This window comes from Dactylosporangium sp. NPDC049742, assembly GCF_040674675.1.
Taxonomy (GTDB): domain Bacteria; phylum Actinomycetota; class Actinomycetes; order Mycobacteriales; family Micromonosporaceae; genus Dactylosporangium; species Dactylosporangium maewongense.
Genome location: NZ_JBFANF010000003.1, coordinates 298347 through 323048, shown reverse-complemented (window position 1 = coordinate 323048; position 24702 = coordinate 298347). Strand labels below are relative to the sequence as shown.

General features: G+C 74.8%; 21 protein-coding genes and 1 pseudogene. 7 read left to right on the top strand and 15 right to left on the bottom strand.

All coding sequences use genetic code 11. From position 1 onward, the window contains the following. Nucleotides 1-70: 70 nt before the first annotated feature. Nucleotides 71-616 (bottom strand): class IV adenylate cyclase, encoded by a 546-nt coding sequence (locus tag AB0J72_RS06725; RefSeq protein ID WP_363395221.1) that lies wholly within the window; start codon nucleotides 614-616, stop codon nucleotides 71-73. Between the two features lie 107 nt (nucleotides 617-723). On the opposite strand from AB0J72_RS06725, the gene AB0J72_RS06720 reads away from it, so the two are divergent. The 3 genes from AB0J72_RS06720 to AB0J72_RS06710 all read left to right on the top strand — a co-directional run bounded on the left by AB0J72_RS06720 (nucleotide 724) and on the right by AB0J72_RS06710 (nucleotide 3107). Next, complete coding sequence (locus tag AB0J72_RS06720) at nucleotides 724-1011, top strand: hypothetical protein (RefSeq protein WP_363395218.1); 288 nt, start codon at nucleotides 724-726, stop codon at nucleotides 1009-1011. 65 nt (nucleotides 1012-1076) lie between these two features. After that, a complete protein-coding gene (locus AB0J72_RS06715) occupies nucleotides 1077-1802 on the top strand; it encodes a hypothetical protein (RefSeq protein WP_363395215.1) in 726 nt (241 codons plus the stop codon). 135 nt (nucleotides 1803-1937) lie between these two features. Then, on the top strand, nucleotides 1938-3107 hold the full coding sequence (locus AB0J72_RS06710) for a rhomboid family intramembrane serine protease (protein ID WP_363395212.1): 1170 nt from the start codon (nucleotides 1938-1940) through the stop codon (nucleotides 3105-3107). Nucleotides 3108-3156: 49 nt separating this feature from the next. Here the strand turns inward: AB0J72_RS06710 and AB0J72_RS06705 are convergent, their stop codons facing one another. From AB0J72_RS06705 to AB0J72_RS06695, 3 genes are all read right to left on the bottom strand, one after another. Continuing rightward, nucleotides 3157-3381, bottom strand: a complete 225-nt coding sequence (locus AB0J72_RS06705; RefSeq protein ID WP_363395209.1) for a hypothetical protein — start codon at nucleotides 3379-3381, stop codon at nucleotides 3157-3159. A gap of 278 nt (nucleotides 3382-3659) precedes the next feature. Further along, on the bottom strand, nucleotides 3660-5636 hold the full coding sequence (locus tag AB0J72_RS06700) for an Hsp70 family protein (RefSeq protein ID WP_363395206.1): 1977 nt from the start codon (nucleotides 5634-5636) through the stop codon (nucleotides 3660-3662). A gap of 149 nt (nucleotides 5637-5785) precedes the next feature. Then, nucleotides 5786-8191 carry an Hsp70 family protein gene (locus AB0J72_RS06695; protein ID WP_363395203.1) on the bottom strand — a complete coding sequence of 802 codons (2406 nt, stop codon included), beginning with the start codon at nucleotides 8189-8191 and terminating at the stop codon, nucleotides 5786-5788. Nucleotides 8192-8728: 537 nt separating this feature from the next. Here AB0J72_RS06695 and AB0J72_RS06690 point away from each other — a divergent pair. Then, on the top strand, nucleotides 8729-8911 hold the full coding sequence (locus AB0J72_RS06690; RefSeq protein WP_363395200.1) for a hypothetical protein: 183 nt from the start codon (nucleotides 8729-8731) through the stop codon (nucleotides 8909-8911). A gap of 38 nt (nucleotides 8912-8949) precedes the next feature. Here the strand turns inward: AB0J72_RS06690 and AB0J72_RS06685 are convergent, their stop codons facing one another. Further along, entirely contained in the window at nucleotides 8950-9885 is a 936-nt protein-coding gene (locus tag AB0J72_RS06685) for a TetR/AcrR family transcriptional regulator C-terminal domain-containing protein (RefSeq protein WP_363395197.1), read from the bottom strand. Between the two features lie 127 nt (nucleotides 9886-10012). Between AB0J72_RS06685 and AB0J72_RS06680 the strand changes: the two genes are divergently transcribed. Further along, nucleotides 10013-11212 (top strand): FAD-dependent monooxygenase, encoded by a 1200-nt coding sequence (locus AB0J72_RS06680; protein WP_363395194.1) that lies wholly within the window; start codon nucleotides 10013-10015, stop codon nucleotides 11210-11212. Here AB0J72_RS06680 and AB0J72_RS06675 read toward each other — a convergent pair. Further along, on the bottom strand, nucleotides 11209-12144 hold the full coding sequence (locus AB0J72_RS06675) for a GNAT family N-acetyltransferase (RefSeq protein WP_363395191.1): 936 nt from the start codon (nucleotides 12142-12144) through the stop codon (nucleotides 11209-11211). The genes AB0J72_RS06680 and AB0J72_RS06675 overlap by 4 nt on opposite strands. A gap of 54 nt (nucleotides 12145-12198) precedes the next feature. Between AB0J72_RS06675 and AB0J72_RS06670 the strand changes: the two are divergent. Next, nucleotides 12199-12558 (top strand): annotated as a pseudogene (locus AB0J72_RS06670) (VOC family protein); the annotation flags it as partial. Between the two features lie 17 nt (nucleotides 12559-12575). Here the strand turns inward: AB0J72_RS06670 and AB0J72_RS06665 are convergent. Together AB0J72_RS06665 and AB0J72_RS06660 are read right to left on the bottom strand one after the other, a co-directional pair. After that, on the bottom strand, nucleotides 12576-13439 hold the full coding sequence (locus AB0J72_RS06665; protein ID WP_363395188.1) for a hypothetical protein: 864 nt from the start codon (nucleotides 13437-13439) through the stop codon (nucleotides 12576-12578). Between the two features lie 29 nt (nucleotides 13440-13468). Further along, nucleotides 13469-15229 carry an Hsp70 family protein gene (locus AB0J72_RS06660; RefSeq protein WP_363395185.1) on the bottom strand — a complete coding sequence of 587 codons (1761 nt, stop codon included), beginning with the start codon at nucleotides 15227-15229 and terminating at the stop codon, nucleotides 13469-13471. A 126-nt stretch (nucleotides 15230-15355) separates the two neighbouring features. Here AB0J72_RS06660 and AB0J72_RS06655 point away from each other — a divergent pair, with 126 nt between their 5' ends. Then, nucleotides 15356-16024 (top strand): hypothetical protein, encoded by a 669-nt coding sequence (locus AB0J72_RS06655; protein ID WP_363395182.1) that lies wholly within the window; start codon nucleotides 15356-15358, stop codon nucleotides 16022-16024. A gap of 49 nt (nucleotides 16025-16073) precedes the next feature. On the opposite strand, the gene AB0J72_RS06650 is transcribed toward AB0J72_RS06655, so the two are convergent. From AB0J72_RS06650 to AB0J72_RS06620, 7 genes are all read right to left on the bottom strand, one after another. Next, nucleotides 16074-17144, bottom strand: coding sequence for a radical SAM protein (locus AB0J72_RS06650; protein ID WP_363395179.1), 1071 nt, complete (start codon nucleotides 17142-17144; stop codon nucleotides 16074-16076). Between the two features lie 46 nt (nucleotides 17145-17190). Next, nucleotides 17191-17538: a hypothetical protein gene (locus AB0J72_RS06645; protein WP_363395176.1), complete on the bottom strand. Its 348-nt coding sequence runs from the start codon at nucleotides 17536-17538 to the stop codon at nucleotides 17191-17193. 121 nt (nucleotides 17539-17659) lie between these two features. Beyond that, entirely contained in the window at nucleotides 17660-19681 is a 2022-nt protein-coding gene (locus tag AB0J72_RS06640; RefSeq protein ID WP_363395173.1) for a hypothetical protein, read from the bottom strand. Between the two features lie 4 nt (nucleotides 19682-19685). Then, a complete protein-coding gene (locus tag AB0J72_RS06635; RefSeq protein WP_363395170.1) occupies nucleotides 19686-20960 on the bottom strand; it encodes a YqgE/AlgH family protein in 1275 nt (424 codons plus the stop codon). A gap of 68 nt (nucleotides 20961-21028) precedes the next feature. After that, on the bottom strand, nucleotides 21029-21919 hold the full coding sequence (locus AB0J72_RS06630) for an alpha/beta fold hydrolase (RefSeq protein WP_363395167.1): 891 nt from the start codon (nucleotides 21917-21919) through the stop codon (nucleotides 21029-21031). Between the two features lie 18 nt (nucleotides 21920-21937). Next, nucleotides 21938-22519, bottom strand: a complete 582-nt coding sequence (locus AB0J72_RS06625; protein ID WP_344509555.1) for a TetR/AcrR family transcriptional regulator — start codon at nucleotides 22517-22519, stop codon at nucleotides 21938-21940. Between the two features lie 44 nt (nucleotides 22520-22563). Next, nucleotides 22564-24699, bottom strand: coding sequence for an acyl-CoA dehydrogenase family protein (locus AB0J72_RS06620; RefSeq protein WP_363395163.1), 2136 nt, complete (start codon nucleotides 24697-24699; stop codon nucleotides 22564-22566). Nucleotides 24700-24702 lie beyond the last annotated feature (3 nt).

Below are 24702 nucleotides of genomic sequence, written 5' to 3'. Positions count from 1 at the left end.
CGGGAGGCGCAGGCACAGCGTCACCGTAGTCCGCGGATCCGCCGGGCACCGCCCCACCGGTGCTGCGGGCTCAGAAGAGCAGCTCGCGGGCGTCCGGGTGGACGGCCGCCGCCAGCTCCGCGTAGTTGCGGGGCTCCGCCGGGCCGATCAGGTCCGCCACCTGGCCACGGGCGGCCGCGATCTGTGCCGGTGGGCCCTCGAACTCCGCGAACGTCCCCAGGCGGGGCAGCTCGTCGACCGCGACGACCAGCGCCGCACGGTGGAACTCGCGGCGGCGCTTCGCCAGGCGCCACACGAGGATCAGGCCCTGGTCGGCGAAGGCTGCCCGTACACCACCTGGATCCGGCGAAGGGAACTCCACCTCGATGCGGTGGTTGGTGCCGTCACCGGCATGCGTGCGGGGGCCCTTGAAGCCGGCCGTCGCGGTGGCGCCGGTGACCCGCAACCGGGCGACGAGGTCCTGCGCGCGCAGGCGGCCGTCGGGGGTGTCGTAGTACTCGTCGAGCTGCTCCTGCGGCGGCGCGGCCCGGAAGCCGAGCGTTTCGAGCCGGGTCATGAGCGCCCCGGGGTCCGGCACGGGGTGTTTGCTCTCGACCTCGTCCACCCCGCCGGCCACGCGGTCCATGGTACCGGCGGCGCCGGTTTCGGCGTCCCGCCGGCCGGGTCCGCCGGCTGTCCGATGGCGAACAGTGCGCGGCCGTCGGTGTCGCTTATCCTGCGCGCATGATCGTGGTGGAAGGGCAGTCCAACGAGCGGCTCGTCCTGGACGGTGCGTGGTTCGAGAAGCAGCGCGGCGGGCAGCCGGTCACCCGCAACCCGGCGTCGACGTTCCGCGGGGCGCAGTGGAACGACATCGAGCGGCGGGTCAGCCTGTTCGGGCGCGAGAAGGAGCACCTCGTCCAGGTCACGCTGGCGTTCGAGGGCAGCGGGTTCGTCGGGTTCATCACCGCCGCCGCCAACCGGCCGGCGCTCGCCGCGCTCGTCGAAGGCATGGAGCAGGCGGCCCGCTGAGCGTGGCCGGCCGGCGCCCGCGGTGCAGAGGGTTGCGCGCCGGGCGGGCCGGGTAGCCCGCGCGGATGGTGACTGGCGCACAGCCGATCCTGCGGAGGCTCACCGATCAGGGTCAGGCGCTGTTCGAGCCGGTGTACGACGCGGTCCGGCTGCGCCGGTACGGCCGGTTGTGGCTGGGTCCGGCCGTCGCGGTGCTGGTGACGGCGCTGGCGATCGCGGCGCGGACCAGGCCCGGGCATCCGGTGATCAGCCGGTTTGCCGTCACGCATCCCGGCGATCCGCTACCGGCCGTCCTGCTGCGGCTGCCGCTGTCGCTGTTCGCGCCGGCGGCGCTGCTGCCGTTCTGGTTCGCGGTGATGCAGGTGCTGCTCGTGTTCAGCCTGACCCAGGCGGTGCTGGGCACGGTGCGGGCCGTCCTTGTCGCGGCTGCCGGGCACAGCGCCGCCACGCTGTCCGCGGCGCTGTGGATCGCCGCCAGGCCGCCGGTGGGGCTCGGCATGCAGGACGCCCACCTCGCCGATGCCGGCCCGTCGGCCGCGGTGGTGGCGGTGCTGGCGTACGCCGCGGTCCGCCTGCGCATCGGGTGGCTCGCGGCGGTGCTCCCGGCGTACCACGCCACCGAGGTCGTCGTCGTGGGCGGTCTGCCTTCCCGCGAGCATCTCGTCGCCACACTGACCGGTGTCCTGCTGGCGCTGATCCCGGACCGGTGGTTCGCCGGCATCCTCGCCGCGGCGGGCGACCCGCCGGGCCCGCCCGGGGCGCACCCACCACCGCGGCGGCGCCGGCGGTGACGGGCGATGCCCCGCGGCCCAGGCGCCGATGGCGGGCGGACCGCAACCGGGCGCGTGGTTGCCGGCCCGGCGGCCGGGTCCCGCCGCCGGGTCAGGATCCACCGGACCTTGCGGCACACGAACCAGCCCGGTCTCGTGTCTGCCAGGTACCTGCCCGGCGGCGACCTCGCCGCGGAGCTCGCCGCGAGCGTGGGACCGGCGGCGAAGGCGCGGGTGCTGCTGGCGGCGGTGGCCGGGTTACGGCTGGCGCCGCTGTACGTGGCGGCGGTGGTCGGGGTCAGCCTCGGCATCGACGCGCTCGCCGGACCGCAGGCCCGGGCGGGGATCGTCGCGGCGAACTCCACCAACGTGGCCAACCTGGAGCAGCATCGGCTGTGGACGCTGTTCACCAGCGCGTTCGTGCTGGGTGGTGGGATCGAGCCGGTGCAGGTCGTGGCGCTGCTGCTGCTCACCGGGGCGGCGGAGCTGGTCTGGGGGCGGCGCCGGCTGGCCGAGGTGTTCCTGCTGACCCACGTGATCGCGAGCTGCCTGGTCTACGAGGTGCTGCGGGTCGGTCTGCGACACGGCTGGCTCGACCAGGAGGTGGCCTGGGCCGCCGACGTCGGGACCAGCTACGGCGCGCACGCCGTCGCCGCCGCCCTGGCCTGCAGCCTGCCGGTGCGGCGGACCCGGCGGGTGCTGGTCCCCGCGGTGCTGCTCCTCGTGGTGCTGCCGTTCGCCGACAGCAGGACCTTCACCAGCCTCGGGCATCTGCTGTCGACCCTGATCGGGCTGCTGGCGGGCTGGCAGCTGCGGCACCGCCCGCTCGCCGGGCGGCTGCGCCGGCCGGGCGCGCAGCGCACCGACCGGCCCGCGCTCTACGTCTTCGGCACGGCGCAGCAGGCTCAGGACGCGCTGGTCTCCGTGCTGCATCTGCGGGAGCAGCAGCTGATCCGCCTCGACGACGCCGTGGTCGCCTGGTCCGACGCACCCGGCGCCGGTGGCGGCCGTCCTTACCGGATGCATGAGCTGCAGACCCGCGACCTGGGGGTCCTCGACGGCGCGCTCGCCGGGGCCGCGTGGGGCATCGTGGTCGGCACGCTCGCCGGGTGGCCGACGGCGGGCCTGGCCGTCGGTGCCGTGGCGGCGGCAGCCGTGGCCGGGGTGCACGACGCCGGGCTCTCCGACGCCGTGGTGGAGCGGGCGGCCCGCGGTGTGCCGGCGGGCCGGGCGGTCCTCGTGCTGCTCACCGGCCCGGCGGACCAGCCGCGTATCGCGACCGTGCTCAGCCGCGCCGGTGGTGTACCGCGCGATCCGGCCGGGTAGGGAGCGGCCATGTGCTCGGGAATCGACTTCGCGGTGCCAGGCCTGGTGGTCAGGCGGCCGCGCCGACGAGGGCCGGGGCCAGCGCGCGGGCGCACAGCTCGCGCGCCCACTGGATACGGCTGAGCGCGACCTCGGGACGGTCGCCGAACACCTCGGCGGCCCGCGCGTAGCACTCGTCCGGCCCGAGCTGGTCGAGCGTGCGGTGGACGGTCTCGCGGACGGTGGCGTCGTCCAGGTCGCGGGAGGCGGAGGCGTCGGAGACGAACAGTGCCATGCTCAGGACTGGATCGACCGGGCAAGTCGTCATGGGGATCACCTGTTCAACGGGGGTGCGGAATGTCTACATCCCACGTTCCTCGTACCGCTGTGTGACAGCCTCGGCGCCAGCGGGACTCTCCGACTGCCGGTTTCCGCACCCCCGTATACCTGCTAGCAGGTATGCCCGGCCCACCCCGTTCGTCGCCTGCCCTTCGCCCGCCCGGTGCCTACCCTTCGCCTGCCCTTCGCCTGCCCGTCGGTCGCGGAAAGCGGGGCGGCAGCCGGCCCGGTGGCTCAGCTGGCGGCGGTCCTGACGTGCTGGGCCAGGGCGGCCGTGACGGCGTCGGCCGAGGTGCGCAGGCCGGCGAGCGGTGCGAGGTCGAACGACCCGTCCGCGCCGACGGCCGGCGCGAACTTCGGGTCGTGCCGCAGCGGGGAGTCAGCGACCAGTGTACCGACCACGAACGCCCCGGCGTTGTGGCGCTGCTGCACGCCGATGGAGGCGAGCTGGTGCCACGGGCAGGCCGTGCGGCGGTGCGCCCGGCGGTAGACGATCCCGTCGGCGTCGATGCGGAGCGACCTGGCGGTGAGCTGCACGATGAAGCCTGCGATGCCGAGCGGGACCAGCGCCACACCGGGCAGTCCGATGACGGCGCCCCCGGCCTCCGAGTCGGTGGTCACGGTGATGAGGACGCCGATGACGTAGAGCAGGATGCCGGTCGGGATCGCGGCGAGACTCCAGGTGCGGGTGGCGAGCGGCAGCCTGCCGGTGGCGTTGCCGTAGACGACCGGCGCCACCGTCGGCGCGAACGGTCGGAGCTCCGGCCGCGGCGCCATGAAGACCGGCGCGACCGGCTCCACCGCCGGCTCCACCGCCGGCGCGGGCGTCGTGGGGACCGGCGCAGGCGACGTGACCACCGGCATGGGCGTCGTGAAGACCGGCGCGGGCGACGTGGCCGCCGGCGCGGGAGACGCGACCGGTGGAGCGGGTGGCGTGAAGACCGGCGCGGGGGACGTGGCCGCCGGCGCGGGCGTCGGGGAGACCGGCGCGGGAGACGTGACCGGTGGAGCGGGTGGCGTGAAGACCGGCGCGGGGGACGTGACCGCCGGGGGTGGTGGCGTGACCGGTTCGGCCGGCAGCGTGAGGGTGCCGGCCGGTTCGGGGCGGGGCGCCGGGACCGTCGCGGGCTCGGGTGCGGCGGTGCCGGTGCCGACGCGCAGGCTGCCGCCGGCCACCACCAGCTCCGGTTGCTCGATCACCACCGGGGCCACGCCGAGGGCCTGGTGCAGCATGGTGGCGCACAGCGGCATCCGGCTCGAACCACCGACCAGGAACACACCGGTGAGGTCGGCGGGGCGCACGCCGGCTTCCCGCAGGGCGATGCGCGTCGCCGCGACGGTGCGGTCCAGCAGCGGGCGGGCCAGCGTTTCGAGCTGCTCCCGGCCGAGGGTCGTGTCGATCTCCAGCAGCGGTATGAAGATGGAGGTCTGCGCCGACCGCGACAGCATCTCCTTGCCGTTGCGGACCTCGTCCCACAAGGTCCGGGCGGCACGCCGGTCGGCGTCGGCGGCCGGGCTGTTCAGCCGCGCCCACGCGTCGGCGTTGGCGGAGCCGTGGACCGCGCCCAGGTAGGCGAACACGGCCGCGTCGACGTCCAGGCCGCCCGCGTCGAGGATGCCCTCGGCGGCCAGGACCTCGAACCCGCCGTCCGTCCTGCGGACCACGGACGCGTCGAACGTCCCGGCGCCGAAGTCGTACACCGCCACGATGCCGCCGACCGGCACCTCGTTGCCGAGCACGGTGACGAAGTAGGTGGCCGCGGCCACCGGCTCCGGGACGAGCGACACGGACGGCAGGCCGGCCGAGCGGGCCGCCGCCAGGAGCACGTCGCGGCGCCGGCCGCCCCACCCGGCCGGATGCGTCAGGACCGTCTCGGTGACCGGGCGGCCGGCGGTGCGCAGGGCTTCGTCGTACGTGCGTCGCAGCACGGCCGCGATGAGCTCCGGCACGGCGACCGCGGCGTCGCCGAGCAGCACCTCGCCGTCGTCGACCCGCTTCTTCGGGTTCGGCTCGAACGACGCCGGTGACCCGCGCCCCACGTGCTGCGCGTCGCGCCCCACGACCAGCGCTCCGGCGGCGTCCCGGCAGGCCGCCGACGGAAGCATCGGCGTGCCGTCGAAGAGCAGCGGCCGGGTCTGCCCGTCGCCGGGGTCGAGGACGGCCACCGTGTTCGACGTGCCGAAGTCGATGCCCAGGCGCAACTCGATCACCACTCCTGATCCAGACGGGTCCGGTCGCGTCCACACGAGCCGGCGTCGGCAGCGGCCATCGTATGGATCACCGTGGCCACGGACAATCGAGCGATCCGCCCCATCAGCCCGGCAATCGGCTCATGCCGGACCGCCCTTCGGCAGGATGCTCACAGTCCCTGAGCCCGGCGCCGGCGGGCGACGAGCAGCCCGGCGGTGCCGGCGACCGCGACGGCCACGACGGTGGTGAACACACCCGGCGGCACGAGACCGACGGTGGCGTTCCAGACCGCGTGCACCGCCGGCAGGATGCCGCGCGTCGGCGAGCTGCTGATGTTGTTGCGCCCCCAGTAGTCGCTCTCCTGCAAACCGTGAACCGCGGCAAGCACCCCACCGGCGGTGAACAGCACCGCGGCGATCCGGACCGGCGCGACCGGCGCGGGGCCGCCCGGTTCGCCGCCGCGGCGCAGGAGCAGGCCACCGCCGAGGACCAACAGGAACATGAGGGTCGCCCCGGCCCAGAACAGCAGCAGGTTGAGTGGCCCGGCCGGGAGACCCTCGCCGAGCACCGCGCGGGCGAGCTGCACCGCCGGGTTGATCTCGCGGGCGGTCCAGGTCCAGCCACCGCTGGCGATGATGTGCGCGTCCCGGTCGTGGATGTAACTCTGCGCGGCGACCGCGACGATGCCACCGGCGCACACCCAGAGCAGCGGGCCACGCGCTCCGGCCGGCCCCCCGAGGGGGTCGCCGATCCGGCCGCGGCCCAGCAGCGTCAGCCCGATGACGGCCAGGAGCACCCCGCCGGCGACCGTGGCCAGCAGCAGCGTCTCGCCGGCGCCGCGGATGCGGCGGATGTCCACGAACTCGGGCAGCTCGGCGCGGCTCCACAGCAGGAGTGCGGGCATCAGGTACAGCAGTGTCGCCCCGGCTCCGGCGGAGGCCGCCCGCACGAGCAGCGGCCGCGCCGAACCGGGCAGCGGCAGGGGGCGCCCGGCGGTGAGCAGCACCAGCAGCCCGATCATCGGCAGGACCGCGGTCGGCCCGGCGAGCGCCCGGGTGCCCGACACCAGCGAGTCCCGGCCGGCCGCGGCGGCCAGCGCGGCGACGGCCAGCACGGCGGCCAGCGCCCCGGCACCGAGCAACCAGGACCGCCTCCTGCCGTCCCCCGCAACCCCAGCACCGCCCGCGGGCGTGACATCTCCTGTGGGCGGGGCCTCGGATGCGGGTCCGGCGTCGGATACGGGCGGGGCCTCGGATGCGGATCCAGTGTCGGATGCGGGCGCGGCGTCGGGTGCGGGGCCAGTGTCGGATGCGGCCGGGTCGGCGGCGGGCGGCGGTACAGCGGCCGCAGCGGGCTCGGTCGGCGCCACAGCCGGCGCGAGGGACATCGGTGCCGGCGACACGGGCGCCGCGAGGTCTGACGCGGGCAGGGGCGACCCCGGAGCCTGCGCCGGTGCCGGCGACGCCGGGGTCTCAGGCTGGGCGACCGCTGCCGCGGGGGCCGGGTCGAGCAGGCTGAGGGCGCCGCGGGCCACGACGAGCTCGGGCTGCTCCAACGCCACCGGCGCCACGCCGAGGGCGCGGTGCAGCAGGGTCGCCACCAGGGGCATCCGGCTCGCGCCGCCGACGAGGAAGACGCCGGCCAGGCCGTCGCGGGTCACACCGCTGGCGAAGAGCGTCGCTGTGGTCAGCGCGACGGTGCGGTCGAGCAGCGGCCGCGCCAGGTCCTCGAGCTCACCCCGCGTCAGATGTACGTCGACGTCGAGCAGCGGCACCGGCAGACCCGTCTGGTTCGCCCGGCTCAGCTGCTCCTTGGCGATCCGGGCGTCCTCCTGCAGCTGCCGGCGCAGCCTGCGGTCGGCGGTCGTCTCCGGGGCGGCGAGCCGCTGCCAGCGCTGCGGGTCGGCGCCGCCGGCGGTGCGACCGACCCACCCCACGACGGCCGCGTCCAGGTCGACACCGCCGACGTCCTCGAACCCGTCGCTGGCCACCACGTCCCAGCTGGTCGCGGTGCGGCGCACGACGCTGACGTCGAAGGTGCCGCCGCCGAGGTCGTACACGACGACGGCCGCGCCGGGGTCGACGCGGTGCGACAGCACGGCGGTGAAGCAGGTGGCGGCCGCGACCGGCTCGGGGACGAGGACGGGCGCGCCAAGCCCGGCGGCGCCGGCGGCGTCGGCCAGCAGGGTCCGGCGGATCGGCGCCCAGCTGGCCGGGTGGGTGAGCACGACCTCGCCGGCCGGTCCGCCCAGCGTGCGCTCCGCCTCCGACCGGACCCGGTCGAGGACCGCCGTCACCGCGTCGGCGACCGGCACCTCGTGCGTGCCGAGCAGCAGCGTCCCGTCGGCCAGCCGCCGCTTCGGGTTCGGCTCGTACGCGGTCGGGTCGAGGCGGGCGCTGCGCTCGGCGTCGCGGCCGGTCTGCAACCGTCCGTCACCGTCGACGAACACGGCCGACGGCAGCAGCGGCGTCGCGTCGAACAGCAGCGATTCGTGCCGCCCGTCCGGCAGACGGAGCATCCCGACGGTGTGCGAGGTGCCGAAGTCGATGCTCAGCCCGGACTGATGTGCCGTCACGGCATCGAGGCTAATGAGCCGAGCCCTGACGCGGCTCGCCCGATCGGCTCACGGAGATCGGCGGCGCGGCCCACCGCACTGTCCTGCCGATGATTGAGTTTCCACGACTCGTATGTCGACGAGACGTACGAAGCCGTCACACGGTGCCAGACGGCACGGAACACCGCCTCGGAACAGGGGCGGACAGGTCTGACCGCCGGCCGTGTCGATGATCGATTCACTGAAACCGTTGCGCACCAAGACTTTGCGCACTCGCCCGACCAGAACCTGGCGCCGAAGTGGGGCGGGTCGACGAAGGCGATGCACGACTTCGCGCAGAAGTGCCGCTGCGGCCGGGGCTGATGTTCCGCGTCGGTGTCGCGGACTGCCACTACAACGGCATGACCGGCGCGACCACGACCCAGTTCGTCCCGCAGGGCACGCCCGAGGCGGTGGTCACCTGCGGTCCAAAGTGGACCCGGAGGTCGCGCTGGTGCACGCCGACGACGGGGTCAGCCTCACCACCCCGCCCGGCGCCTTCACGGCGTTGTACGACGAATGCGTCGCCCCCCTGCGCTGGCCCGACGGCATGAGTGTCCACCTCGAACCGACGCTGCTCCCCTGCCGCCGTCCGTCACCGCCGCGATCGAGTCGGCGGTCCCCGCGGAGCGCCACGCCGACCTGCCGGCCCGCACCGCCGTCGTCCTCGGCGTCCGCATGTGGCGCCGCCACCGCCCCTGACCCCGGCAACGCGGCCGGCGCCGTAGCGGGCCGGCACGTCAGCCTCGGCGGGTGTCGATGAAGACGGCGAGGCCGTCGAGGAGGCGGTCCAGGCCGAAGACGAACAGGCGGTCCAGGTCCAGGTCGAACTCGTCGATCTCGATGAGGCGTTCGAAGACGGGGACGCCGGAGGGGAGGGCGGCGCCGCCGAAGCCGAGGTCCATCCACTCGGTGCCGGTCATGCCGGTTTCGCGTTCGGCCTCGGCTTCTGGTTCGAGGGTGGTGGCGAGGCCGCGGACGTAGCCGAACAGCAGCAGGTGGACGTGGAGCCGGTCGGTGAGGGACAGCGGGGTGCCGTCGAGGGAGGCGAGGACCCATTCGGTGAAGCGGAGCCCGTTCATCGCGGGCTGCGGGCGGGTCAGGGACATCGTCGGCGCCAGCCACACGTGCCGGCGGAAGAGCTGCCACAGCAGCCTGGCGGCCAGCTCCAGGCGCGGCCGCCAGCCCGGGGGCGGCACGGCGGGCAGCGGCACGGCGCCGAAGGCGGCGTCGATCATGTACAGGGTGAGCTCGTCCTTGCCGCGCACGTGCCGGTAGAGCGCCATCGTCGCCACGCCGAGCTCGGCGGCGACGCGGCGCATCGACACCTCCGCGATCCCCTCGGCCTCGGCGATGCCGATCGCGGTCGCCACGATCCTGGACCGGGTCAGCTCGGGGACGCCACGGTCCGGTGCGGCGCGCCGGTGCGCGGTCCGGTTGGGGCGGGCGCCCGCGGTCCGGCCGGTGACGACCGTGCCGATGCCGGGCCTGACCATGGTGAGGCCCTCCTCCCGGAGCACGGCGAGGGCCTTGGTCGCGGTGGCGATCGCGACGCCCCAGTCGCGGGTGATCTGCCGGGCGGACGGCACGGGGTCGCCGGGCGAGAGCTCCCCGCTGCCGATGCGGCGGCGGATGTCGGCCGCGATGCGGCGATACGGCGGTTCCAGGTCGGCCACGGTACTAGTACACCAAACGCCGGGACCGAGCCGAGGAGTGCAGGTGTACTAGTAGCGATTGCCGCACTGCGAGCGGTCCGTTTAGCGTCGCTGCGTACGCAGTACACAAGCGGAAACGGAGCAAAGAATGCGCGTGCTCATCTCCGGGGCCGGGATCGCGGGGCCGGCGCTGGCGTTCTGGCTGCACCGGCACGGGATCGCCGCGACCATCGTCGAGCGGGCCGCGGCGCCGCGGCCGGGCGGCCAGGCCGTCGACATCCGCGGCGCCGCGAAGGACGTCGTCGAGCGGATGGGCCTGATGGCCAGGGTGAGGGCCGAGCGGGTCGACGAGCGCGGCATCGCCACCGTCGACGCCGCCGGCCGGTGGACCTCGACGATGGCGGCGGACGCGTTCGGCGGCGAGGGCATGGTCGCGGAGATCGAGCTGCCGCGCGGCGACCTCGCCCGGGTGCTGCACGAGGCGACCCGCGACGACGTCGACTACCGCTTCGGCGACCGGATCACGTCGCTGCGCCAGCACGGGCCGCGCGTCGAAGTCGCATTCGCGAGCGGCGACGGCACTGAGGAGTTCGACCTGGTCGTCGGCGCCGACGGGGTGCGCTCCGGGGTGCGGGCGCTCGCGTTCGGCCCCGAGACCGACTTCGTGCGGCCGCTCGGCGGCTACACCGCGTTCTTCAGCATCCCCGACCCGGGCGACCTGCGGCACTGGTACCTCATGTACAACGCGCCCGGCGGCATCGCGGCCGGCATCCGCCCGGAGAACGGCGGGACGGCGAAGGCGTACCTGAGCTTCAGGTCCGCCGAGCGCGGCCTCGAACGGCTCCCGGTCGCCGAACAGCAGCGCCTGCTCAACGAGCGCCTGGCGCACGTCGGCTGGCGGGTGCCGGCGCTGCTCCAGGCGATGCCGCACGCGCGGGACTTCGTCTTCGACGCGCTGTGCCAGGTGCGCGTGGAGCGGTGGTCGCGCGGCAGCGTGGTCCTGCTCGGCGACGCCGGCTACTGCGGCTCGCCCCTCGCCGGCCTGGGCACCAGCATGGCCCTCGTCGGCGCCTACGTCCTCGCCGGCGAGCTGGCGGCGTCCGGCGGCGACGCGCAGGCCGCGTGCCTCGCCTATCAGCGCCGGCTGCAACGGTTCGTGGACGCCGGCACCGAGCTGCCGCCCGGCGGGATCCGGGCGTACGCGCCGAACTCCGCCACGATGATCCGCCTGCGGGCCGTGTCGATGCGGATGATGACCCGCTGGCCGATGCAGCAGATGCTCGCCGCGCAGTTCGCGAAGGCCGGCGCGTTCGAGCTCCCCGAGTTCGGCTCGGCGGTGGCGGTCTAGACCGGCCGCCGGAACGCGACGACCCGCTGGTCGACGACGAACCCCACCTTCGCGTAGACGCCGGCGGCGCCGGTCGGGTTGTCGGCGTCGGTGTCGAGCCCGGCGGTCGTGTGCCCGGCCCGGCCCGCGGCGCCGAGCACGCCGGCGAGCAGCGCGCCCGCGACGCCCTTGCGGCGCCACGACACGGCGGTGCCGACCTGCCCGATGTAGATCCGGCCGGGTGTTTCGCTGCTGTACGTGAGGACGTAGCCCGCGATCTCGTCGCCGGCGAGCGCGAACCTGGACAGTTCCGGCAGGAACGCCTCGGACCGCACGGTCAGCGGCGCCCACGTGTCGAAGGTGCGCTCCTGGTAGCCCCACAGGTCGCGGAACGCCGCGGTGTGCACGGCGTGCAGCTCGTGGTCTCTCGTGGCGTCGTACGGCGCGAGCTCCACCCCCGGCGGCGGCGACGCGGCCGGCGCCTCTGATGTCGGCGCCGACATCTCCAGGAAGTAGCGGGACGGGGTGAAGCCGAACCGTTTGTACAGGCGGGTCGGGGACGGGTCACCGTCGCCCGCGATGACCTGCGCCTGCCACGGCGCGCCCGGCGCGAGCTCGGCGTGCCGGGCCGCGGCCCGCTCCAGCTGCCAGGCGAGCAGCTCCCGGCCGAGGCCCGCGCCGCGCCGGTCCGGGTGCACCCCGCCGATCAGCTCCAGCCGGTCGCCGCCCTCCGGCGGCAGCGGCACCAGCGCGACCGCGACGAGGCGCCCGCCGCCGTCGGTCACCACCCGGGTGTCCAGGGCGGCGTCCCTGACCTCGTTGTTGACGCAGTCCTCGATCTCGGCGGCGACGTGCCCGGCGTGCCCGCCACCGGCCTCCGACAGCAGGTTGATCAGCTCCGCGACCGCCGCCGCGTCATCGGCCGTGTACGGGCGCACAGAGAAGTCGGTCACTGCCCCACCGTACGCACCCCCGCAACCGGATTGCCGCTGGCTTAGAGGCGGGGCATGGCGACGCGACTGGTACAGATTGCGATGGACGCCCGCGACGACGCCGCGCTGGGCCGGTTCTGGGCGCAGGCCCTCGGGTGGGGCGTCTCCAGCGAGGCGCCCGGCGTGACCAACCTGGAACCCGAGGGCTTCGCCTACCCGGACCCGGTCGCCGTCTGCGTCGACATCATCGCCGTCCCGGAGCCCAAGACGGTGAAGAACCGGGTGCACCTCGACCTCGCGACCACGTCCGCGGCCGGGCACGCCGACCTGGTCGCGCGCCTCCTCGCGCTCGGCGCCACCCCCGCCGACGTCGGCCAGGGCGACGTGCCGTGGACGGTCCTCGCCGACCCGGAGGGCAACGAGTTCTGCGTCCTCACGCCGCGCTGACGTGCTCAGCCGTTGCGGTGGTGCTTCTTCACGAAGGTGTACCCCGGCGGCAGCTCCGTCTCGTCGAGCTCCTCCTGCTCGACGGTCTGCTGGTGCAGGGAGAGCTGCCGCTCGGAGGCGTGGGCGCCGGGTGGGAGGCGGCGGAGGAAGCCGTTGACCCAGTGCTCGCGGCGGTCGCTGGGCTCGCCGGGCTCGTCGGGGTGCGGGGCGGGCTCGACCAGCGGCGCGTACAGGAGCATCTCCGCGGGCTCGTCGCCGTCCAGCGCCGGGTAGGACGGGTGGCCGGTCGCGTCGACGCTGCCGTCGACCCTGGTGACGTAGCCTTCGCGGAGCAGCTGGTCGACGGCGTTGCGCAGCAGGAACGTGCCCCGCGACCCCTTGCCGAGACCGCTGCGCTTGGGCAGGTCCGCCTCGGCGAACACGGCGCTGCCGTCGTCGAGGACGTGCCCGAGGTGCCGGATGGTGTGCAGGACCTTCGACCAGTTCGCGGCGCCGGGCTTGTAGTCGCGGGTGACGACCTTCGGGTCGTACTCGTGGTAGTAGACGGCGTTGTCGACCCGCATCGGCTCGGTGAGCGGCGCGGTGCGCAGGACGACCTCGTCCTTCGCCGCCCGCCAGATCAGGGTGACGAACACCCCGGGCCGCACGTCCTCGGGCCACTCGATCCCGCCGAACTGCCAGCCGATGTCCTGCTGGAGCGTCGCGCAGAACACCTGCCTGGCGGTCGTGATCCCCTTGGCCTTGTGCTCCAGCGCGACGGGGACGGTGACCATGTGCCGCAGCGCCTCGACGCACTCCTCCGGCACGTCGAAGACGCCGGCGTCCAGGTCCGCCCGCCGCACCGCCAGCCGCCGCGTCACCGTCTTCATGATCTGTGAAAGATACCCTGAGCTGCTGATCACGCCTTCTTGCGGATGCCGATGGCGAGCAGCGCGGCCGGCACGACGAGCAGCGAGTAGTACGCGGTGACCGCTGGGTCGAACCTGGGCCCGAAGTTCGTGGCGACACCCATCGCCGTCACGACGCAGCAGATGGCGCCGACGACCGGGCCGATGAGCCGGGCCGCCCAGGTGAACGCCGCGACGGCCGCGAGCAGCAGCGGGACGGTGTACACCAGCATCATCGTCGGGGTCCGCAGCGTCGAGTACTGGTTGACGATCACCCAGCACACGATGATCGACACGACGCCGGCGGCGACGCTGAGCGCACGCAGGCCGCCCGGGACCGGCGCGGTGCGGTCCCGGCCTGCGTCGTCCACGCCCGCGCCCTGCCGCTCCTGCGGCGCCGGCCGCTCCTGCCGCCCCGGCCGCCGCTGCCCGGCGCCGGCCGCGGGGGCGGGCGCCGCCGAGGGCGACGGCACGGACAGCGGCACGGAGTCCGACACGGACAGCGGCGCGGAGACCGACACGGACGCGGGGGCGGAGACCGGGCCGGACGGCGGCACGGAGACCGGCTCAGACGGCGGCGCGGAGACCGGCACGAAGGCGGGCGCGGAGACCGGCGCGGAGGCGGGGGCTGCGTCTGTACGCGGCGCCGAGACGAGGTCCGACCGGGCCGCCCCGGCATCCGGTCCTGCGGCGGGGGCGGCCACGGCCGGAGCGCCGGTTGCTGCCGGCAGGGCGCCCTGGGCGACGACCAGCTCCGGCTGCTCGAGCAGCGTCGGCGCGATCCCGGTCGCCCGGTGCAGCAGCGTCGCCACCAGCGGTGTCCGGCTCCCCCCGCCGACCAGGAACACCCCCGCGATCTGGTCCGGCTTGGCGTGGGACTCGCGGATCGTGGCCAGCGTCAGGTCGACCGTGCGCTGCAGCAGCGGCCCCGCCGCCCGCTCGAACTCGTCGCGGGTGACCAGCACGTCACGGCGCAGGGCGGTGACGTGGAACCCGGCCGAAGGCTGGCGCGACAGCGCCTCCTTGGTCTCCCGCGCGTCGTCCCAGAGCGCCCGGTGCTGGCGGCGCCCGTCGGCGTCGCCCGGCTCGGTCACCCCCCGCCACGCGGTCGCCTCGCCGTCGGTCACGGTGCCGGCGGCGTGCGCGACCACCAGCGCGTCGAGGTCCAGCCCGCCGAGGTCGTCGAGGCCGCGGTACGCCAGCGCCTCGAACGCCGACCCGGTGCGCCGCACGACGCTGACGTCGAACGTGCCGGCGCCCAGGTCGTACACGACGACGGCCTGACCCGGCTCGACCCGCGTCCCCGCGGCGAAGTTGGTGGCGGCCGCGACCGGCTCCGCGACCAGGTCGACGTCGCCGAGCCCGGCCTCCGAGCACGCATCGGTCAGGATCGCCCGCCGGGCCGGCCCCCACGTCACCGGGTGCGTGACGGTGACCGACGCCGGGCGGCCACCGGCGGCCAGGGTGGCCTCGGCCAGCACCCGGCGCAGGGTCGCCGCGACGAGCTCCGCCACCGGCACCTCGCGGTCGCCCAGCAGCACCTCCGGCTCGTCGATGCGGCGCTTCGGGTTGGGCTCGAACCTGCTCGGGTCGAGCCGGGCCGCCCGCACGGCGTCCCGCCCGGTCAGCAGCCGCCCGTCGGCCTCCGCGTACACGGCGGAGTTCAGCAGCGGCGACGAGTCGAACAGCAGCGGCTGGGTCCGCCCGTCGGGCCACGCCAGCAGCGCGACGGTGCTCGAGGTGCCGTAGTCGACCGAGAGGTGCACGCCCATCCGCGCAGCGTATTGATCACACAGCGCGCCGTCCTCCGACGAACGGCGGGTTCTGGACGACCGCGGGGCGGTTGCCGGCGCGGATCTCCGCCGGCCCCCGGCCGGTGCGCGCTGTACGGTGCGCGAATGGACGGGACACCGCTGGAACGGCTCTGCGCCCACCGCGGCGTCGCGATGCCCGCACTGACCACGGCGGCGCTGGTCGACCTCGCCCCGGCGCTCGGCATGCACCCCGCCGACCTGCTCGCTGTCGGCTGCGTCGAGATCCCCGGCGGCTACCTGCCGGTCACCGACGGCGCCGACGCCCGGCGTGATCTGGAGAAGATCCGGTGCGCTCGGTGGGACGTGCTGGATGGGCTGGGCCGGTTCGCGCGGGGGCTCGGCAGCGGGCGGCAGCGACCCGACCGGCCGTCGATGCCGGCGGCGGACCGCGGGACCGTCGGTGCGGCGGTCTGCCGGCTGATGCGGGTGCGCAACACGACGGTGGCATGGGTCGCGCGGGAGGCGGCCCTGGCGCAGAGCACGATCGGCCGGCTGACGCGCGACGGCATCGACGGCAACCCCGCCGCCGCCGTGGCCACCGAGTTCATCCTCCGTGTCGCGGACGCGCTCGGCCTGCCGCACGGCGACTTCCTGGCGATCGTCGGCCGGGCGGACGAGATCACCGCCGCGATGCGCGAGGACGACCGGGCCAGGCCGCCGAACCCCCTCGTGGCGCTGCTACGGGACCTGGCCCCGCTGTCGCTCGACGAGCTCCGGCAGGTCGCCGCGCAGGCAGAGGCGGCTCAGTCGTAGAAGCGCGGGCGGAGGCGGCTCAGTTTGTAGAAGCGCGGGCGGAGGCGGCTCAGACGGCGAGGCGGTTGTAGATGCAGATCGGGTGGTGGTCGCCGTCGGAGGAGCGCAGCGGGCAGCCGGCGCACGGCGGAGCGGTGCGGGACAGCTCCGTGTCGCCGGAGCGGCGCATCAGCACGCCGTCCCGCCAGTGGTACGCGGCCAGGGCCTCGTCCTCCAGGAGCATGCCGCACGCGAAGACGGCGCCGGAGGGCAGGAACTGCAGGTTGGTGCGGTCCCGGACGGCGCACGCGCCGGGGTCGGAACCCGGGACCGGGAAGTCGAAGGCGATCTGGCAGTCGACGGTGAAGGACTGGCGGGCCGGGCGGTAGGCGGCGACGACGTCGAGGACGTCGCGGCGCCAGGCGGCGGCCGGGACGGACTGGTCGGCGGCGTGTGACGCGCCGCGCCCGACGGGTGAGAACCAGTGCATGTTGAGCCGGCCGGCGCCGGAGTCCTCGGCGTAGGCGAGCATCTCCGGCACGAGGTCCACGGTGTCGGCCAGGACGGTGCAGTTGAGGTCGAACGGCACCCCGGCGGCGCGCAGGTCGGCGACGGTGGCGACGGCGTCGGCGAAGGCGCCGCGGCCGCGCAGGCGGTCGACGACGGTGGCGGACGGCGCGTCGAGGCTGACGGCGACCCGGCTCAGCGACGAGCGGACCGCGGGCAGCGCGGCCCGGAACTGCCGGCTGCCGTTGGTGACGGTGCGGACCCGGATCGGGGTGGCGGCGGTGTCCCGGACGATCGAGGTGAACTGCGGGTGCAGGGCCGGCTCGCCGCCCAGGACGGTGATCTCGGTGGCGGCGCCGGAAGCCCAGGCGACGATCGCGGCGACGGCCGCCGGGGTCATGTGCTGGGTCCGGTCGAAGTACGCGTCGGGCAGGAAGCAGTAGGAGCAGCGCCGGTTGCACCGCGAGGTGATGTACAGGTCGATGCTGTCGAGCTTGAAGTCCGACGCCGAGAGCCCGGGGTCCGCGGCGGAGGGCGCGAGGTCCGACGCCGCGAGCCCGAGGTCCGAAGCGTGCGCGGCCGGTGCGGAAGCCGCCGATGGGGCGGCGGGCGCCGGTGCGGAGAGCCGGGTCACGCGGCGAATCATGCCATCGTCCCGGGGCCGTCCGTGGCCGAACCGGTCAGCGCGGCTTGAGCGAGTCGCGCTCGGCGAGCTCGAGCACCGCTTGGCGCTCGTCGTCGTCGCCGGTGCGGATCACGCTCGCCGGGCTGCGGAAGCCCAGCGCCGGGTGCAGGTCGCGGGCCCACGCCCGGGCGACGCTGCCCAGGTCGAAGAGCCGCTGCACCTCCAGGACGCAGTGCAGCCGGCGGCGGGTCGCGGGGTCGTGGACGGCGGCCTCGGCGGACCAGCCGGGCAGCGGCGCGTCGAGGCCGGCGCCGAGCAGGTAGGCGAGCAGGTCGGGCCCCCAGACCTGCTCCGCGGTGTCGAGCAGGGCGAGGTCGTCGACGTCGGCGGGGGAAGCGCCCATGTCCTCGACGGTACCTTCGCCCGCGCCGCGCCGCATGGGCCGATCAGCCCGACTCGTGCAAGGCGCCATCCACGGCCCGATCAGTCCGGCTCATACAAGGGTCAGCCGGCTCATGCAAGGGTCAGACCGCCTCGTGCATGAGCAGCGCCGCCACCTCGCGGGCGAGCAGCCTGACCGTGCCGGCCCGCAGGCGGGGGTCGAGCAGCGCGGCGCGGATGGTCTCCCACGAGTCCAGCAGCCGGCCCTCGTAGGACAGCGGCGGGCGGTTGCGCAGGTACCGGTGGAGCACGACCGCGTGCTGCACGATCCAGTGCAGGTAGTGGTCCTCCCGGTCCCAGCTCTCCAGCCGCATCGCCTTGCGGAGGTGGTCCTCGACCTCGCGGAAGCTGCGGGCGCCGAGCATCCGGGCGTCCTGGCGGACGTTGGCCATGACGGGGTGGAAGAGGTGCCCGACGGCGTCGGGGAACGTGTCGTGCCACTGGTCCCACATGACCGACTCGTCCTCCCCGCCGAGGGTCATGACCGCCTCGGGGCGGATGTCGCGCAGCAGGTACTGCAGGTATGCCCAGATCGCCGGGGTGCTCATGAGCCGCTCGGCGCGGGTGGTGCGGATCTGCGCGCCGGCCATCGCGTCGTCGATCTCCAGGTCGACGGCGCCGGGAAACGCCTTCGCGGCGCGGGCGACGTCGAGGATCATCCGGTCGCCGCGGTAGTACTCCAGCTGCACCGCCCACGGGTGGGTGGGGCGGCGCAGCAGCTCCGGGTCCTGGAGGCGCTCGGCGACCCGGCCGGGCGAGCAGAACGACATGAGCGAGTCGACCTCGGGCGGCCGGGCGCCCTCGACGAGGGCGAACCAGCGCTCGACCTCATCGGTGAAGCGGGCCCGCCAGCTGCGGGTGTGCTGGTCGCCGGCGAGGTCGTCGAAGCACAGCACGACCCGGACGCCGCGCGCGGACAGGGCCGCCGCGACGGTCGCCTGCACGGCGTAGATGAGGGTGGGCTGGCGCAGGCGTACCGGCCAGAAGACGAGGTCGAGCGGGGTGTCGGGGGTGTCGTCGAAGCGCCGCCAGCGGAACTCGTAGTCGAGCTGGCGCAGCAGCTCCACCGCCGACGGGCGGGTGCCGAGGACCGCTTCGAGCGTCGGCAGGTGGACCCGGTGCAGCGCGGTCCCGGCGGGCGCGACGCCCGGCGGTACGGGGGCGGCGGGCGCCGCGGACGGGGGTGGGGTGGGCGGCAGGGTGGCGAGGCCGCGGCGTACCGCCGGGAAGAGCCGGTCGACGTCGACGCCGGTGTAGATGAGGGCGGCGCCGGCCGGGGACGCGTCGTCGTCGTGCCGGGCCCACAGCACGTCGGCCTGCTCGTGCACGGCGCGGGTGAGGGCGTCGTTGCGGCCGGGCGGGTAGCCGGCGACGCAGATCGTGTCGCCGCGCAGCGCCTCGTGCAGCGCGCTCAGGACGACGGGGTCATCGGCGCGCAGCGGCTCGGGGTCGTGCAGCAGGGCGCGTTCGTCGGACTCGGAGGTCGGCCGCCAGTACCCGTGCAGGTGCAGCACGTCGATGCCGTCGGCGGGGCCGAGCGGGCCGGCGAACGTGCCGTCGCGGTTGAGGGTCAGCGCGCGGGCGGTGCCGCCGGCGCGGCGCACGGCGATCTCGATCAGCGGGTCGAAGTTGGTGGTGATGACCCGGCGCTGGAAGCGGTCGGGCAGGCCGGCGAGGAGCTCGCCGACGGCGATCACCCCCGGTGGCAGCGACCACGCGTCGCGGTCGTCCTCGAGCTGCACGCCGCGGTGATATCCGACGCGCTCCCAGCTCGCCGTGGTGGCGCGGTCCGGCCGGTACGCCTCCAGGGTGGCCCGCTGCACGACGATGTCGAACTCGACCGGCGACAGCCACTCGGCGAACGTCCTGCGGTAGGCGGCGTAGAGCGCGGCGTCCCGCCGGGTGGCGCGCAGCCCGGCGAGGGCGGCCTGCAGGTCGCTGTTCTGCAGCGCCTGCGCGACGAACTCGTCGGCGAGGTCGACCATCCGGTCCACCCCGGGCACCACCCGCGCGGTGAGACCCGAGCCCAGGACGAGGGTGATGTCGCGCCCCTTGCGGATGGTGGTGACCAGCCGGTTGACGAGGCTCTGCTCAGTTCCCGTCATCTGCTCACCGCGCGTGCTGCGGGTCGTCGAGCCAGGTGACGAGATCGGTGTCGGTGTCCACCAGGTGCCCGGCGGCCAGCTCGGTCTCCAGCTGCTGGGGGCGCCAGCCGAGGTAGCCGACGAAGAGGTACGCGGCGGAGACCACGGCCTCGGCGAGCGCCGGGTACGCGTCCAGGGGCACGACGACGAGCCCGCGCCCGAGCACCCGCCAGCCGTCGGGCGCGGTGTAGCCGGGGCGCAGCAGCCCGAGCAGCAGGATCACGTCGCGGACGGGGCCGCCGTCGAGCACGGCGTGGACGTGCAGCGACCCGGCGAGCTCCTCGCCGAGCACGTGCGCCGGGGAGCGCGTCGCGGGCCGGTCCAGGCGCACGCCGATGGCGCCCTCGATCGGCGAGTGGGCCAGGATCGCGACGTCGCCGGCCAGCTCCGGATCGGTAGCGCCGGCCGCGCCGCGCAGGACCCGCCCGACGAGCGAGCTGTCGAGCCGGGGCGTCTCGGGTTCCGCTGGCTGCGGCGGTACAGCGGGAAGGCGCTGCGTGGCGGCGTTGTGGACGATCGGGATGCGGTCGCCGCCGTTGCGGGCGCGCAGCTCGGGGATGGGGCGGCCGCGGGCCCGCTGCACGCGCCGGATCTCGTCGTGCAGCGTGCCGAGGTCCAGCAGCGGCGGGCCGCCCGCGACGCCGTCGCGAAGCAGCTCGACGAGCGCGCCGGTGAACGCGGTCAGCGGCTCGTCCGGCGGTGCGAGGGCGATCCGGTTGCCGGACGCGGCGACGAGCACGCAGCTGCGGTCGATCTCGACCTGGGTGGCGAGCGCGGCGTCGTCGTCGGCACCGAGGCCGGGGATGGCGCGGCCGGCGTAGCAGCAGTCGAGGATGACGACCCGGTGGGCGCTGCGGCTGCCCTGCACGAGCCGCCGCACCCAGTCGAACGGCACCGCGCTGGAGTACGCGGAGTCGGGCATGGTCTGCCCGACCGCGAGGTGCAGCACGCCGGTGTCGGGGTCGATGACGCCGTGGCCGGCGAAGTAGAGCAGCAGCAGGCCCGACACGTCGACCTCGGCGGCGGCGCGCCGCATCACGGCGTGGACGTCGCGGGTGGTCTCCGGGTTGTGCACGACGCGGCACGCGTCGGGGTCCAGCCCCCACCGGTGCGGGTCGATCAGCACGTCCCGCAGGGCGGTGAGGTTGTTGGTGACGGCGGGGATGGCCGGGAAGTTGTCGTAGGTGCTGGACCCGACGAGCACCACGCGCGAGCGCCGCGCGTCGGAGAGCTGCGTCAAGGCACCGACCCTTCATAGACCCTCGTCGTCGGCACCGAGAGTATAGGATTCGCGCCACTGGGTGCGCGTCACCCGGCCAGGTCGGGCTCCTTCCCGTCGACGAAGTCGACGACGGCGGCGACGATGACGGGCTCCCCCAGCACGCGCCGGTGCCCGAGCCCGGTGGTGACGTGCAGCCGCGCCGACGGCCACGCCTCGGCGATCGCGATCCCGTCAGTGACGGGGACCGTCCGGTCCGCTCTGTCGTGCACGATCAGCGTCTGCGGCATCTGTACGGCGCTGCCGATGGCCGGCACGTCGAAGTGGTGCATCGGGGCCCCGACCCGCCGCTCGACGCGCCGGGACAGGCGGGTCAGGGTCCGGTCGCCGAAGCCGAGGACCCGGGCGAAGTAGCGGGCGTAGGACGCGGGGCTCGCCATCGGGGCGATCATCGCGACCCGGCCCGCGCGCAGCCCGTCGCACAGGGCGACCGCGGCCGCGACCGAGCCGAGCGAGTGGGCGACGATCGCCTCGGCGGGGCCGTGCTCGGCGACGACGGCGTTCAGGGCGTCGGCGAACTCCGGGATGGACGAGGACCGCGGGCCGAACCTGCCGGGTGCCGACGCGCCGTGGCTGGGCGCGTCGAAGGCGATCACCCGGAAGCCGCGCTCGACGAGCCCCGGCACGAAGGGCTCCAGCTGGCCGCGGTGCCCGGCCCAGCCGTGCAGCAGGTACACGTTGGGACCCGCGCCCCAGGTGGCGCCCTCGACGGCGACGCCGCCGACGTGGACGGTGAACGGGCTGCCGGCGGTGGACAGCCGCGCGGTCTGCCTGGGCAGGCGGAACCAGATCCGCTCCGCCCACCGCGCGCCGACCGACGGCGCGGCCCGCTCCAGGAAACCGAATGCGAGCCGCAGCGGGCGCGGCGCTCGAAAAAACCGATCGTTCGTGCTTTTTTGCGCAGCCAGAACAGCGGTCATGACGACTCCTCGGGAAGGTCAGCTACGGGCGCGGTCGAGCAGGGTGTCGAGGGCGAGCCGGGCGCGCGGCTCGGCGTGCTCGTCCTCGAGCAGATGGAACGCCTGGTGGAAGACGAGCAGGATGCCGTTGAACTCGTACGCGGCCTGGCCGGGGTCCAGGTCCGCGCGGAACGCGCCGTCGGCGATCCCGGCCCGGAACATGGTGGAGATCATGTCGATCATGTCGCGCTCACCGCGCACGACCTCCTCGCGCACGACGCCGGGCTGGTGGTGGAACTCGGCGGCGGCGGTGACGAACAGGCAGCCGCCGGGCGCCGCCTCCCACCGCAGCCAGCCGTCGAACAGCACGCGCAGGCGCGGCTCGCCGCGGGGCGCGCCCAGCGCGGGGCGCACCACGTGGTCGACGAACCGGGTCCGCGCGTGCTGCAGCACCTGGACCTGCAGCGACTCCTTGGACTTGAAGTGCCCGAAGAGCCCGCTCTTGGACAGGGCCGTGCGCTCGGCGAGGGTGCCGATGGTCAGCCCGCCGAGACCGACGGCCCGCGCGACGCTCGCGGCCTCGTCCAGCACGGCGAGCCGGGTCTCCTCACCCTTCCCCATGCGCTAAGAAAAGCACGATCGTGCGGATCGCGCAAGCGGTCGGCTCAGGCGGCCGCGGCCAGCCACAGGTCGGCGGGGCTGCCGAGGCGGGTCGACTCCACGGACACCTGCCGATACGCGGTGGCCGTCGTCGAATGGGCGAGCATGCCCCGCACGCCGTGGAGCTGGAGCGCCGTGCGGCTGGCCAGCTGTGCGTGTTCGGCCAGCGCCGCCAGTACCGACGCCGCCGACGCGTCCTCGTCGCGGTCGAACTGCCAGGCGGCCCGGTGCAGCACGAGCCGCCACCCGTCGCCCTCCCCCACCAGCGTCGCCAGCCGGTGCGCCACCGTCTGCCGTTCCACCAGCGGCCGGCCGGACTGGACCCGGGTGTTGACGTGCGCGCGGGCCACCTCGAGGATGCGGTCGGCGATGCCGAGCAGCAGCGCCGCCTGCCGGAGCCGGGCCGCGTCGAGCGCCCGCCGCCACCGCTCCTCGGTGATCGGCAGCGGCTCGGCGGGCGCGCCGTCGAAGCGGATCCGGGTCGCGGGCGTGCCGAAGTGCTCGAACGCGTCCACGAGGCAGGTGGCGGGGTCCGGCAGGACGAGGTGCCACCCCTCGTCGGTGCGCACCACGCACAGCCCGGCGCTGCCGCGCGGCAGCGGCTCCGACTCGCCCCACAGCGTGCCGTCGCCCTTCACCCGCACGCCGGACGGGCCGCGGGCACCGATCACGACGCCGTGGCTGGTGCCGTCGAGGAGCCCGCCGAGGATGTCGGCCGGCACGTCGGCGCCGTCGAGCAGGTCGAGGGCCAACGCGGTGTCGCGGTAGCAGGCGAGGGGCTGCAGCGCGTGGCCGAGCCGGTCGTTGATGACGATGTCGGCGCCGAGGCCGAGCGCGGCACCGCCGAGGCTCGCGGGCGCGCTGAGGGCCGGCACACCGATCGTCCCGAGCTGCTCGGACAGGTCGCCGGTGCGGGTGAGCACCGCGTCGACCGCCTCCCGCAGCCGCTCCTGCACCGGGTCGAGCGCCGGTCCGGGCGCGGGTGCGGCGGCGCCGCCCGCGTCGTACACCCGCGCGCTGCTCAGGATGTCGATCATGACCTCGGACGCCCCGCCGGAGATGGTGACGCCGGGCGACTCGCGCAGCGCCGCCTCGAGGATGCGGTCGCCGGCGCCGGGGCCGGGCACGAGCACGTCGGGGCCGAGCGCGTCCAGGGCCCACCAGGCGATCCGCTGGCCGGTCTCGCTGCAGTGCCACTTCGCGAACGACGACTCGGCGATGTCGGCGTTGCCGTCCTGGAGGTTCTGCATCACCTGGCAGCTGAGCAGCTTGCTGGCCGCGAGGCGGGTGCGGTGCTTGGCGAGGCCGACCCGGGTGACGTCGCCGGGGCGGCGGCCGTCGGCGTCGAGCCGCTCGGCGATCATGTTGAGCCAGTGCCGGCCGCGCGCGTAGTAGTCCAGGCCGGTGCGCTCCGCGGCGAACATCTGCGTGATCAGCGACCAGCCGGCGCCCGGCTTGCCGAACACCGCGTCGTCGCCGACGCGCACGTCGGTGAACCAGATGTCGTGGAACTGCTCGTTGGCGAGGCTCGGGATTGGGCGGATCACCACACCTGGCGCGTCGAGCGGGACGAGGAACAGGGTGATGCCCTCGTACTGGCTGCTCTGCGGGTCGGTGCGCACCGCGATCAGCGCGAAGTCGGCGTAGGCGCTCTTGAGGTTGTACGTCTTGCGCCCGTTGATGACCCAGCCGTCACCGTCGCGGACCGCGGTCGTCTGCAGCGCGGCGAGGTCGGAGCCGTTGGTCGGCTCGGTGAAGAGGATGCAGGCGGTCGTCTCCGCGCTCGCCATCGCCGGCAGCAGGGTCTTGCGCTGCCGCTCGTCGCCGGACGCCAGGATCAGCGAGCCGACGTTCTGCACCGAGATGCAGTACAGGTTCTGCGGGATGCCGTGCGCGACGAGCTGCTCCAGCAGCGTCACGGTCGCGGTGTAGTCGAGGCCGCGGCCGCCGTACTCGGCGGGCCACGAGGGCGCGAGGATGCCGGCGGCGCCGAGGTGCCGGTACAGGGGGCGGACGTCGCCGTCCATCCCGTCGGCGCGGGCATGGACGTCCTGCAGCAGCCGCGCCGTCTCCGGCGACCTCAGCACCCGCTCGACCTCGGCGGCGAAGTCGGCGGTCTCCTGGGGAACATCGAAATCCATGCT